Genomic DNA, 13,016 nt, shown 5'->3' with positions numbered 1-13,016 from the left:
TACATTTTCGTAGTGTTACAGAACCACGCTTGGCAGCCACAGTGAGATGGCCGGAACGTAGGTCACGAGCATGAGCACCAGAAAAAGGGCGACATAGAACGGCAGCAGAGCTTTTACAGTGTTCTCGATCGTGACTTTGCCCACGGCCGCGCCTACAAACAGCACCGCGCCCACAGGCGGCGTAATCAAGCCGATACCCAGATTCACCAGCATGATCATGCCGAAGTGCACCGGGTCTACACCGATACCGACGATCACAGGCAGCAGGATTGGCGTCAGGATCAGGATCAGCGGCGCCATGTCCATCACGGTGCCCAGCAGCAGCAACATGACGTTGATGCACATCAGGATCACATAACGGTTATCCGACAGCGTCAAGAACGCTGTGGTGATCTTCATCGGGATTTCCATCAGCGTCAGGATGTAACCGAAGCTGGCTGCAAAACCGATCAGAATCATCACGATTGAAATGGTCCGAACCGCCCGGTGCATCAGTTTGGGCAAGTCACGCCATTTATAGTCGCGGTAGATAAACATGGTGACGAAGAACGACCAGACCACCGCAACGGCTGCTGACTCGGTAGCGGTAAAAACGCCGCTCAGAATCCCGCCGAGGATGATGACCATCGCCATCAGACCCCACATGGCCTCACCGGCGATTTTCAGCGCCTGACGCAGCGGGATCACCTCTCCCTTGGGGTAATTGCGTTTGCGCGCAAAGATCATGCACAGGCCCATCATCACCGCGCTAAGCAGCAGGCCCGGCATAATCCCGGCCATAAACAGCGACGCGATCGACACCGTGCCGCCCGCCGCAAGCGAGTAAAGCACCGAGTTGTGACTGGGCGGTGTGAGCAGGGCTTGTACCGAACCACTGACCGTCACCGCCGTAGAGAATTCACGGGGGTAACCTGCACGTTCCATTTCCGGAATCAGTACCGAGCCGACGGAAGCCGTGTCGGCCACCGATGATCCGGAAATAGCGCCGAAGAAGGTCGACGCCACGATGTTGACCAGTGACAGGCCGCCCCGCACAAACCCCACCAGCACCCCGGCGAACGCCACGAGTCGGCGTGACATGCCACCCTCGGCCATAATGGCCCCGGCAAGGACGAAAAAGGGGATCGCCAGCAGGGAGAATTTATTGACGCCGCCGGCAACCTGAATCATCAGCGCATCGAATGGAATCTCGATCCACCAGGCGCCGACCAGAGCCGACAGGCCCAAGGCGTAGGCGACGGGCATGCCGAGGAGGATCAGTGTAATAAAGCTGCCCAACAGTATAAAAGCGTCCATTTATACGGCCTCTTCGCTGGCTTCTACGATATCGAACCGCACGGCGCGGCGATGGCTTTGGTCACCCAGGAAGAGTTTTTCGAGGACGAAGATCAGTGTCACGATGCCGCCCAGCGGGATGGGCAGATAAGAAATACCGACCCGCACGCTCGGCATTTCGCCCAGAAATTGATTCCAGGTGGTCGCGCACAGTTTGAAGCCCTTGACGGTCATAAACAGGCAGACAGTGACCATCAGCAGTTGCACCAGCACGGCAGCTTGTTTGCGCACTGCAGCCGGCATACGGTCGACGGCCATCGATACCGCCATATGGGCCCCTGCACGATAGCTGGCGGCAGCGCCAAAGAAGGTAAACACCACCATCAGCAGAATGGCAGTGGGCTCTGGCCAGCTGGCGCCGCTGCCCAGCACATAGCGGGCAAAAATGCCCCAGGGAATAATCATGGTCATGGTCAGCACCGATAAACCGGCGATCCCGATACAGACCCTGTACAGCAAGTCGTTGAAGCGCAGCACGGTATTTTTCATGGGCTCACCACTGTGCGGCAAGCAGGCGTGAGCCTGCCACCGCGGCGTTGTCGGACTGGCTTATTGGACGGCTTCGATGCGCGAGATCAGGTCTTTGTAATTCGCACCGTACTTATCGCGAACGGGCTGAGTGGCGTCGTAGAACGCTTTTTTCTGTTCAGGGGTGAGGGTGATGAACTCAACTCCCGAAGCCTTGAGCTTGGTTTCACTGTCGGCTGATTTTTTGTCCCATATCACACGCTCTTCCATCTGTGCTTCGCGCGCCAGTTTTTTCACCAAAGCTTGTTGCTCAGGGCTGAGCTTTTGCCAGGTGGTCTTGGCGATCACGATGGGCTCCGGAAGGATCAAGTGATCGGTCCAGGTGAAATATTTCGCGTTCTGATAGTGATTGTGTTCGAGGAAAGTAGGCGGATTGTTCTCTGCGCCGTCAATCACACCGGTCTGCAAGGCGCTGAAAATCTCGCCCGTGGCCATGGCGATGCCATTACCGCCCATGTCGTTGATGGTGTCGATAAACACCGGGTTGCCTTGAACGCGGATTTTCATCCCTTTAAGGTCAGCCATTTCGCGCACAGGTTTCTTGGTGTACAGATTGCGCGTGCCGCCATCCATCCACGCCAATGCAACCATGTTGAAGTCCGAGTTGGTGATTTTATCCAGCATCTCCTGACCGATTTCGCCGTCGATGATTTTGCGCATGTGGGCTTGATCACGGAACACAAACGGCAGGTTGAACGCGTTGGTTTCTGGCACAACAGGTCCCAGGATGCCCAGGCTCACGCGGGTCATTTGCACGGCACCGGCCTGAACCTGTTCTACCACCTCTTTTTCGGAACCCAGTACACCGCCAGCAAACATCTTGAAGCTGATATCTCCGTTACTCTGCGCCTGGAGTTTTTTGCCCATCTCTTGCTCAGCCTGAACGGGCGGATAGCCGGTAGGGTGAACTTCGGCAAACTTGATTTTGATTTCGGCCTGAGCCACGCCGCTAAGGCAAAAAGCCAGCGGCAGCGCAGCGAGAAGCAAGGTGCGTTTGAAATTCATGGGGCACTCCAACTCTTGTTGTTTTTATTTAAGGGGGTGAGTCAACAGGGTTAAACGGTCACGTTTTGAACACGGGTTCCGGCAGCCCCTTGACCCCTGGCTGTAGCGCAAACACGCCGCCAGCCAAAGGTTGGTCGCTGATATCACCTTGCGGGCGAATCGAGGTCACAAACAGCGTGTCCATATTGGTACCGCCAAAGGCGCACATCGCTGGTTTTTTCACGGGCACGGCCAGGGAGCGATCAAGTTTGCCCTCGGGGGTAAAACGATGGATGGCGCCAGCATCGTTGCCGCAGATCCAGTAGCAGCCATCAGCGTCAATGGCGGCGCCATCGGGGCGGCCCGGGTACTCTTTCATGTCCACGAACAGACGGCGATTGTGTGGGGTGGCACTGTCAGTGTCGTAATCAAAGGCCCATATTTTTTGCACGTCCGGGTGTGAGTCCGAGAGGTACATGAGGGTGCCGTCAGGGCTAAAGGCCAAGCCGTTGGGCACGGTCAGTCCGTTTATCTGTGCGTTGAGTTCTTCGCTGTGTCGGGCGTCGTAGCGGTACAGGGCGCCCACTGGCAATCCCGCGGCCATGTCCAGGTGCATTGTGCCTGCCCAGAAGCGGCCTTGCCGGTCACAGCGGCCATCGTTGAAACGCATGTGCGGCTGTGCGTGATCAACACTGCACAACAGGCGAGTTTCGAGACGGCCGTTTGCCTGCGGCTCGAGCGCAAACACGCCGCTCTGCATGCCGCCAATCCAGCTGCCATCACTGTTTCTGGCGATGCAGGCCAGCATTTCGTCGGCTTCCCAGCTTTGGCTGTAGCCGTCGGCGAGGTTCCAGCGATGCAGGCGCCGGGCAGGAATATCGACCCAGTAAAGCGCCTGTTCGGTGGTACTCCATACCGGGCTTTCGCCGGTGGCATTGCGTGCATCGAGAATGAGTTCAGCAGTCATGGCGACTCGATCCTTGTTTATTTTTATTGTTATGACCGCAGGGATTTACTCGTCCCCGAACGGGCCGGCGGCCACGAAGGCACCGCCTTGATAAATCATGCTCGGGTCATTGGCTGCCGGCATTGGCTGCGCTTCGACCTTGGCGCGGAACACTTCTGAGGAGTCTTTAGGCTCAAAGCCCAAATGTGCGGCATAGAGGTTGTCCCACCACACGTTGAGGTTGTTCGACGCGCCATAGACCACGGTATGGCCTACGTTTGGGGTATACAGCGAACGCTCTATCAGTTGCGTGAGGTCGGCAAAACTAAGCCAGGTGCTCATCATTCTGCGGTTTTGTGGTTCCGGGAATGAGGAGCCGATGCGGATACTGACGGTTTCGATACCGTAGCGATCGAAGTAGAAAGTGGCCATGTCTTCGCCGTAGGACTTGGACAAGCCGTAATAACCATCCGGGCGGCGAGGGGAGTGGGCGTCAAGGGTTTCACTCTGCTTGTAAAAACCGATGACATGGTTGGAACTGGCGAAAATTACGCGCTTAACGCCATGACGACGTGCGGCTTCGTAAATATGGAAAACCCCGGAAATGTTCGGGCCGAGGATTTCTTCGAAGGGGCGTTCTACAGAAACACCGCCAAAATGCAGAATCGCATCGACGCCTTCTACCAGATGATGAACGGCCTGTTTATCCGAAAGATCGCATAGGACGACTTCTTCACTGCTCTCAATGGCGGGTGCCAAAGGGGCAATGTCAGAGAGTCGCAAGGTTTTGGCGTACGGCTTGAGGCTTTCGCGTAGAACCTTCCCCAGGCCACCGGCGGCACCCGTAAGAAGAAGGCGATTGAAGGGGGTTTGGACAGTGCGGGTGGTTGTCATCAAATATCCCTGTATTTCTTATTAGTGTCATCTGTTGTCGTATGACTTGGGTTGAATTATTCGCAGCCATTACAACGCTTGTCAATAGAGCCCCTCACCCTAACCCTCTCCCGAAGGGAGAGGGGACTAAAAGCAAAAAAGCCTATTGGCGTCGCACCCTAAAACTGCCCCCTCTCCCTCTGTGAGAGGGCTGGGGTGAGGGTCGAATGGACACTCCGGTTCATGCCTTACATCAACGACAACGGATAGCTGATAAAGATGCGGTTTTCATCGAACTCATTGGTGCTGTAGTCGCGACGCATGGTCGCGTTACGCCAACGAACGTTGAGGTCTTTGAACGTGCCGCTCTGAAAGGTATAAGCCAGCTCCGATTCGCGCCCCCATTCCTTGCCGTCGGTTATAGCGCCGGTATGAACATTATCGCCGCTGATGTAGCGGTTCATCATGGTCAGGCCTGGCACGCCCAGTACGGCGAAGTCCAGGTCATGGCGCAGTTGCCATGAGCGTTCCTTGGCGTTGTCGTAGCTGGAGTTGTAACTGTCGTTGGCCAGTGTGCCGCCACTGGTGCCGTTAACCCGGAACCAGCCATCATCGCCGCTGACTTTTTGCAGGCCCAGGTACAGCGTGTTGCCTTTGTAACGGGCCGACAGCAGGGCGTACGCAGTCTTGTTGTCCAGATCCCCCGCCAGTTGACTGCCGTCTTCCTTGCCCCAGAAATAACCGAGGTTGGCCCCCAGCGTCACATCGCCAATGGGTTGGCTGTGCAACACATTAATAAACTGCTGCTGGTAAATGTCTTCCAGTTGCGCATACCAAAGCCCGACCTGCGTGCGTTTCTCGTTAAAGCTGTATTCACCACCGGCAAAGTTAAAACGGTCGGAAGTAAACGCGCCTCTGCCGTTGAGCGACATGTCTTCCATGCTCGCATCGTTACGCGGACTGTTGGCGCGGAACTGGCCGCCGTAGAGGCTCAGGCCGGCAATCTCTTTGGACGTTATCTGGCCGCCACGGAAGGTCTGTGGCAATGAGCGCCCGTCGTCCGAACGCAAAATGGGCAGCACGGGCATCCACTCACCGATCTTCAACTCGGTATTAGACAGCTTGGCTTTGGCTGCTACCCCCAGGCGTCCGAAGTTATCAGCCGGTTCGCCATCACTGTGGGTCGGCAGCAACTGTGTGCCAGCAGTGCCTTTGCCACCATCGAGCTTTTGTGAGTACAGCCCCAGCACATCCACGCCGAAACCGACCGTGCCTTGAGTAAACCCGGATTTAACGTCCAGGATAAAGTTTTGTGTCCACTCCTCGGCCTTGCTTTGCGGGTGGTCGGGGTTGGTGAAATTGCGGTTGATGTAGGCATTGCGCAAATTCAGTGTGGCTTTGGTGTCGTCAAGAAACCCCTCGGCCATCCCGGTGATAGGCAGGGCCAGGGCCATGCTGCCCAGGCCGATCAAGGCCAGAGAGCGCGTGTGCGGCGATATTTTTGAGGGTGCGAGACGGGTCCGCGAGCAGTAAGCCGTGAGCATAGTGTGAGTTCCTTGACTTTTATTATTTTTGTTATCTGTTGTCGTACAACAGCGGCTGGATTATTTTCCCTTTGCACTGGCTTGTCAATGCAATATGCCACTACGGTTGTCGCTACAAATGGGGGGAATAATGGACATCGATGACCTTTGTTAAAAAAGAGGGCACTCGTCTGTATATTGGCTGACTAAGCTTCGGCTAATTCCTCACACGCGCCTTATCGACATGGACGGCATATGAACGAAACAAGCCTTCAACGAAAAACCCTGCTTCTGTTGCTGGCCTTGGTCACAATTGCCTTTATCTGGATTTTGTTGCCGTTTTACGGAGCGATTTTTTGGGCTGTTGCGCTGGGGATATTATTCGCGCCGTTGCAACGCAAGATGCTGCTTAAACTGAGAGGCCGACGTAATCTGGCAACCTTCACCACCTTGGGTGCCTGTACGGTGATTGCGATTATCCCGGTGGTCATCACCACGGGCTTGCTGGTGCAAGAAGTGGCCACACTCTACAAGGATGTGGAAAGTGGCAAGATCAACGTCGCCAGCTTCGTGATGCAGTTCAAGGATATTCTGCCGCCCACCGTGCAGGACTGGCTTGATCGTTTTGGGCTGGGGAACATCGATGGTTTGAGTGAAAAAGTTTCTAAGGGCGCGCTGGAAGGCAGCCAGTACTTTGCCACACAGGTGTTCAGCTTCGGCCAGAGTACGTTTGAACTGGTTGTGAGCTTTTTCATCATGCTGTATTTGCTGTATTTCTTTATTCGTGACGGCCAGCAAATGGTGCGCATGATTCGTAACGCAGTGCCGCTGGCGGAACAACAAAAACGATTACTGCAACTCAAACTGCGCCGTGTAGTGCGGGCCTCGGTCAAGGGCAACCTGGCCGTCGCGATCACTCAAGGGGCTTTGGGCGGGGTCATTTTCTGGATTCTGGGCATACACAGTTCGCTGTTCTGGGCGGTGCTGATGATGTTTCTGTCGTTACTGCCGGCCGTGGGTGCAGGAATTGTCTGGGCGCCAGTAGCCATCTACTTCCTGGTCACGGGGGCCATCTGGGAAGGCGTCGTGCTGGCCCTTTACGGGGTGTTTGTCATCGGCATGGTCGACAACGTACTGCGTCCGATACTGGTCGGCAAAGACACCAAAATGCCGGACTTTCTTATTCTGATTTCAACCCTGGGCGGCATGGCCATTTTTGGCCTGAACGGGTTTGTGATCGGCCCGTTGATTGCCGCCCTTTTTCTGTCCAGTTGGGGACTGTTCAGTGGCACCCGCCGAAAAGTGCGGCTGCCTGCGGACATTCACACCGAGGACTAACGGAAACTGTAAGAAACGCCCACGTATGCGCCCCGGCCCTCGCCGGGGGTTGAGCGTGCGGCGTCCTGCCCTTTGTCGTCATAGCCGGGTGTGACCGTAGCGGCGTAGTGTTCATTGCTCAGGTTGCGCAGATCGAGCCAGGTGTGCCAGTCCTGCTTGGGGGAGGCATAGCCCAGTGTTGCCCCCCACAGCATGTAGGACGAGGTGTAATACGTGTTGGCATAATCCACTGCCATGCGTGAGGCCACTTGGGTATTAACCCCGACGTAAAAACCTTGTGGGTGGTCGTAGCGCATCTCAGCCTGGTAGTAATGCTGCGGGATGCCCGGCAATTTGTTGTCACCAAAGCGCTCATCATCTCGGTAATGAAAGTCGCTAAACGTGTACGCCTGACGCAACGACACCTTGCCCGCCGCTTCGCCTTGCCACAACACGCTGTTCAGACCTGCTTCAATGCCTTGATGCACCGTGGGGCTGGCGTTGGACTCACCAACAATAGGGCTTTGTGTGGCGGTCGCGGCCTGGGTTTCGACGCTGAGTAGTTCGTGGCGAATGGCTGAGTAATACCAGGCAAGATCCCATTGCCCGATCCAGGCATCGCCACGAGTCCCCAGCTCCAATGTGGTAGCGGTTTGATTGTCCAGCGACACCGGAGTGCTTTGACGGCCGGTTGCCGGGCCACTGCCAATCGGGAAGGTAAACGGTGACCCCCAGATCATCGACCACGGGTGAGGCGGCTCAACCGAGCGACTGAGATTGCCGTATACCTGCAGGTGCGGGTTGAACTCATAGCGCAGGCCGAGCCGTGGCGCGTAATCCCAGTCGTGCTGACTGACTTTGCCGCCACTGTCGGGGTAACTCACATCACTTTCACGGCGGGTATAAATGAGTGCCATGCCGGTGGTAAGCCATAGGTCTGGCATCAACTCCAGATCATTGCTGGCGTGAAGAACCGTGTCCGAACCTTGATAGCTGAAATCACGGATTTTGGTGCCCGGCGCATAACCTGCCGTATTGCCTAAGGGAATGCGCACATACTCCGACGCGCCACTGTTGGGCAGATGCTTGGTTGAGCGCAGACCCACAGTGGTTTTGCTTTCAAGTCCGAACAGCGTGTCGCGCCGCTTGTAATTCAACGTACCGCTGACATCGGTGTAAGCGACCTTCAAGCGGTTCGGCCCTTCGCGCAGGTCCATCGGGTAATCGTGATAAACGAGGCCGACTTCCAGTTGCGAGTCATCATCCAGATACATCGTGGTCTTGTTGCCCAACCATGTACTGCCCGGCTGCGGACGGTTGTAATCACCGCTCACGTAAGCCGGGTTGGCGGCACGCGGGTGATGCTTAATGCTTTCTTTGGTCACGCGCCCGGCCAGTTGATTGTCGGTTTCGCGATAGCGCAGATAGAAGCGGGTTTCCAGTTGCGGACTGAAGCGATAGCCGACATTGGCTGCAATGCCTTTGCTGCTGCCTGCGGTATGGTTCTGATAGCCGTCGGTGTCGGAGTCAGTCAAAGAGACGTAGTAATCGAGATCCCCGAGCACCTGTCCGGAACTGATCTGGCGTTTTTGATAGCCGTAGCTGCCTGCTTCGTAGCGTACGTGCAGCGGTGCGGCATCGTAGCCGGTATGGGTGACGTAATTGATGGAGCCGCCCAGCGCTAAAGCACCCGTGTCAAAACCATTGGCACCGCGTAGTACCTCCGCGCGACTGAGCCACAATGGCTCGAACAGCTCATAAGGCGTGCCCCCTGGCCCGGTGAGCGGCAACCCGTCGAACATCACATACAGACCAGAGCCGTGGGCACTGGGGGCGCGGTTAATACCCGAACCGCGTACCGACACCTTGGCCCCGTCATTACCGGCCGACTGCGCATAAATACCCGGCTGGTACGCCAGCACATCGGTATTGCTGGCGGTGCGCCCATTTTCGACGCGGCTCAAGTCAATCACGTTGCTGGCGCCGGGGACTTCATCGAGCGCGCTCCGAGCGGCTTCCACCTCGCTGCTTTCTTCGCTGCGCACCTGTACTTCACCCAGCTCAAGGGTATTGCCATAGACGGGGGCGGCGCATATGAGCGCCAAGGGTAGAAGCGAAGAAAGGGCGGGGCGCATTGGCTGACAGTTCCACATCGATGGGCGGGCGGCGCGCAAGCCTATACAAGCCCGTAATCACTCGCAACTGTCATGGGCTGCAATCCCGTTGTAAGGCGCGCTGCGTGCCTCTTTGATAGCCGCGAAGGGCAGGCTCCGGTGAACCTGGGGGGAGTGAGGACGTTTTGGTTCCTTATGTGTTCTTCAAGAAGGAACTCGGTGTAAGAGCCAAACCCACATTTCAGATGGGCGCGGAGACTGGGATATGTCCGCAGTAGAACCGTGGTTTTGCGCATGAGTGCAGCACTGCCCACAACAAAAAACCCCGTTGAAGACCAAGTCTCCAACGGGGTTTGGGTACAGCAGCTATCACTTAGCCAACGAGGCCCAAGGTCGCGCGTTGTACCAGTTCCAGCATCGGTTGTGGGTATACACCCAGCACGAATACCAGTACCGACACGGCCAGCAGCATCACGCCGCCTGCTTTCTGCTCCCAGTTCAGCGGAGCATCGTGGCGATGCAGTTTTGGTTCGACCAGATACAAAGTCACCATCACACGCAGGTAGTAGAACACGCCGATGGCGCTGCCCAGAATCAGCGAACCGACTAGCCACCATTGGTGAGCTTCAACGCCAGTGGCAATGATGTAGAACTTGCCGATAAAGCCGGCGGTCAGCGGGATACCGGCCAGCGACAGCATCATCACGGTCAGTACGGCGGTCATGTACGGTCGGCGCCAGAACAGGCCGCGGTATTCGTACAGGGCGTCCGCATCACGTCCTTTGTACGGCGAGGACATCATGGTGATGACACCGAAGGCACCCAGGCTGGTGAGCACGTAGGTGATCAGGTAAACGCCGATAGCTTCCATGGCCATGCCTTTGCTCGCGATCAGAGCAATGACCAGGTAGCCGAAGTGAGCAATGGAGGAGTAACCCAGCAGACGCTTGAGGTTGGTTTGGGTCAGGGCCAGCAGGTTACCGAAGAGGATCGAGGCAATCGCGATCACGGTCAGTACGTCGCTCATCACGCCGGTTGTCGCGGCAGGCGAGATCTGGAACAAACGCACCATCACCGCAAACACAGCAACTTTGGAGGCGGTCGCCAGGAACGCAGCCACGGGCGCGGGAGAACCTTCGTACACGTCCGGCGTCCACAGATGGAAGGGCACCAGCGACAGTTTGAACGCCAGACCCACCAGCATCATGCCCAGACCCAGCTGTGCAATGGCGCTAGGCGCGCCTGTCGCTGCCAGTGCGTGACCGATGCCGCTGAAGCTCAGGCTGCCCGCTTCGGCGTACAACAGCGCCATACCGAACAACAGGAACGCAGAGCCCGCCGCCGACAGCACCATGTACTTGATGCCAGCTTCCAGGGAGCGCTTGTTGAAGAAGGCATAGGCCACCAGACCGTAAACCGGCACCGAGAGCAGCTCCAGGCCGATAAACAAACCGGCGAGGTGTTGCGCGCTGACCAGAACGATACCGCCCGTAGCGGCCAGCAGGATCAGCAGGTAGAGCTCTTCACGGTTGCCCGGATACCCTGTGCCGCCTTCACCCAGATAGGCGTGAGCCAGGGTGACGCAAGCCAGCGTGGAGACCAGTATCAGTCCGATGTACAGGTAGGCGAAGTTGTCCATCATCAGCAGCGGGGTGACCGCCAATGGAGCCACTTTCAACGCCGGGAAGATCGACAGCAGGGCCAGGTTGAGACCCGCCACCGAAAGCAGGAAGGTCTGTGAGTGATTGCGGCGCCACGCGATTGCCAGCATCACCACGACAACGGTGAGGCTGGTAATCAGCAGTGGAGCAAGCGCGATAAAGTGTTGGATCGTAAATTCCATAGCGCTCTTACCGGGCCGAAGCGAGTTGAGTGAAGGCGGTGCCGATCCATTGCTGCACGCCATTCATGGTGGCAGCCGAAGTATCGAGGAACGGTTGTGGGTACACGCCGATGAAAATCAGCAGTACCGCCAGACCGAGCACCATGATCAGTTCACGTGCATCCATGCCGGCCAATACTGCGTCGGACTTGGACGGGCCGAAATAGGCACGGTGAATCATGATCAGCGAGTAGACCGAACCAAATACCAGGCCGGTTGTTGCAATCGCCGTCACCCAAGGGAAGCTGGCAAACGAGCCCATCAGAATCAGGAACTCACCCACGAAGTTACCGGTACCCGGTAAGCCCAGTGACGCCGCAGCGAAGAACAGGCTGATGGCGGGCAGGTAAGCAATTTTCGACCACAAGCCGCCCATTTCACGCATGTCACGGGTGTGCAGGCGCTCGTACAACTGGCCGCTGAGGATAAACAGCGCAGCCGCCGAAACACCATGTGCCAGCATCTGGATCACCGCACCTTGCAACGCCAGCAAACTGCCGGAGTAGATGCCGATCAGCACGAAGCCCATGTGCGAAACGCTGGAGAAAGCGATCAGACGCTTGATGTCGGTTTGTGCGAAGGCCAGGAACGCGCCGTAGAAAATCCCGATCAGACCCAGGGTCATGGCAATCGGCGCAAACTCGGCCGAGGCATTCGGGAACAACGGCAGGGCGAAACGCAGCAGACCATAAGCAGCGGTCTTCAACAGGATACCGGCCAGATCGACCGAACCCGCGGTCGGCGCCTGAGCGTGAGCGTCAGGCAACCATGAATGGAAAGGTACGACCGGCAGCTTCACGGCAAAGGCAATGAAGAAGCCCAGCATCAGGATGTACTCGGTGGTGAGTGACATCTTGGTTTTCAGCAACTCGGCATAGCTGAATGTCAGCACGCCGGTGTCATTGAAGTTCACCAGCACCAGACCGAGGATCGCCACCAGCATGATCAGGCCGGATGCCTGAGTGAAGATGAAGAACTTGGTCGCGGCGTAGATACGGGTTTTTTTGCCGTCTGACGAGCTGTGACCCCAGAGCGCGATGAGGAAGTACATCGGCACCAGCATCATTTCCCAGAAGAAGAAGAACATGAACAGGTCGATGGCGAGGAACACGCCAACCACGCCGCCCAGGATCCACATCAGGTTCAGGTGGAAGAAGCCCACATGACGCTGAATTTCTTTCCAGGAACACAAGACCGACAGCACACCCAGCAAGCCGGTGAGCAGGATCATCAGCAGTGACAGGCCGTCCAGCGCCAGGTGCACACTGATGCCAAAGCGCTCAATCCAGACGTGCTTGAACTCAAGTGCCCAGGCCGGATCGGCGCCGGGGTTCGGCGCCAGATGGTAATCCCCGTGTGCCCACAGCCAAAGGCCGAGGGCAAGTTCGAGGGACATGGTCAGCAACGCAATCCAGCGTGGCAGGGTAGGGCCGAAGCGCTCACCCAGCCAGCACAGCAGGCCGCCGATGAAGGGGATCAGGATTAGCCAAGGCAGAATCATGACGGGCTCAATT

General features: G+C 56.9%; 10 protein-coding genes. 1 reads left to right on the top strand and 9 read right to left on the bottom strand.

Features of this window, described 5'->3' with window-relative positions:
- Positions 1–15: 15 nt before the first annotated feature.
- The 6 genes from ACI7MX_RS12370 to ACI7MX_RS12345 all read right to left on the bottom strand — a co-directional run bounded on the left by ACI7MX_RS12370 (position 16) and on the right by ACI7MX_RS12345 (position 6,210).
- Positions 16–1,296, bottom strand: a complete 1,281-nt coding sequence (locus ACI7MX_RS12370; RefSeq protein ID WP_314490817.1) for a TRAP transporter large permease — start codon at positions 1,294–1,296, stop codon at positions 16–18.
- Positions 1,297–1,824, bottom strand: a complete 528-nt coding sequence (locus ACI7MX_RS12365; RefSeq protein WP_405587687.1) for a TRAP transporter small permease — start codon at positions 1,822–1,824, stop codon at positions 1,297–1,299.
- Between the two features lie 60 nt (positions 1,825–1,884).
- Positions 1,885–2,868, bottom strand: coding sequence for a TRAP transporter substrate-binding protein (locus ACI7MX_RS12360; RefSeq protein ID WP_405587684.1), 984 nt, complete (start codon positions 2,866–2,868; stop codon positions 1,885–1,887).
- A gap of 58 nt (positions 2,869–2,926) precedes the next feature.
- Positions 2,927–3,814: an SMP-30/gluconolactonase/LRE family protein gene (locus ACI7MX_RS12355; RefSeq protein ID WP_405587681.1), complete on the bottom strand. Its 888-nt coding sequence runs from the start codon at positions 3,812–3,814 to the stop codon at positions 2,927–2,929.
- A gap of 45 nt (positions 3,815–3,859) precedes the next feature.
- Positions 3,860–4,687, bottom strand: a complete 828-nt coding sequence (locus ACI7MX_RS12350; protein WP_405587678.1) for an NAD-dependent epimerase/dehydratase family protein — start codon at positions 4,685–4,687, stop codon at positions 3,860–3,862.
- A 227-nt stretch (positions 4,688–4,914) separates the two neighbouring features.
- Positions 4,915–6,210, bottom strand: coding sequence for an OprD family porin (locus tag ACI7MX_RS12345; RefSeq protein WP_314490833.1), 1,296 nt, complete (start codon positions 6,208–6,210; stop codon positions 4,915–4,917).
- 234 nt (positions 6,211–6,444) lie between these two features.
- On the opposite strand from ACI7MX_RS12345, the gene ACI7MX_RS12340 reads away from it, so the two are divergent.
- Positions 6,445–7,527 carry an AI-2E family transporter gene (locus tag ACI7MX_RS12340; protein WP_314490837.1) on the top strand — a complete coding sequence of 361 codons (1,083 nt, stop codon included), beginning with the start codon at positions 6,445–6,447 and terminating at the stop codon, positions 7,525–7,527.
- On the opposite strand, the gene ACI7MX_RS12335 is transcribed toward ACI7MX_RS12340, so the two are convergent.
- The 3 genes from ACI7MX_RS12335 to nuoM form a co-directional block, all read right to left on the bottom strand.
- Complete coding sequence (locus ACI7MX_RS12335) at positions 7,524–9,641, bottom strand: TonB-dependent receptor family protein (protein WP_405587673.1); 2,118 nt, start codon at positions 9,639–9,641, stop codon at positions 7,524–7,526. The genes ACI7MX_RS12340 and ACI7MX_RS12335 overlap by 4 nt on opposite strands.
- Before the next feature lie 352 nt (positions 9,642–9,993).
- Positions 9,994–11,463, bottom strand: coding sequence for an NADH-quinone oxidoreductase subunit NuoN (gene nuoN, locus ACI7MX_RS12330; protein WP_122784552.1), 1,470 nt, complete (start codon positions 11,461–11,463; stop codon positions 9,994–9,996).
- 7 nt (positions 11,464–11,470) lie between these two features.
- The gene (gene nuoM, locus ACI7MX_RS12325; protein ID WP_405587670.1) at positions 11,471–13,003 is read right to left on the bottom strand and encodes an NADH-quinone oxidoreductase subunit M; all 1,533 of its coding nucleotides are present in this window, start codon (positions 13,001–13,003) and stop codon (positions 11,471–11,473) included.
- Positions 13,004–13,016: the final 13 nt, after the last annotated feature.

The organism is Pseudomonas sp. 2024-210 (genome assembly GCF_045062345.1).
Taxonomy (GTDB): domain Bacteria; phylum Pseudomonadota; class Gammaproteobacteria; order Pseudomonadales; family Pseudomonadaceae; genus Aquipseudomonas.
The sequence above is the reverse complement of the archived record's forward strand: the minus strand, read 5'-3'. Positions and strand labels throughout refer to the sequence as shown.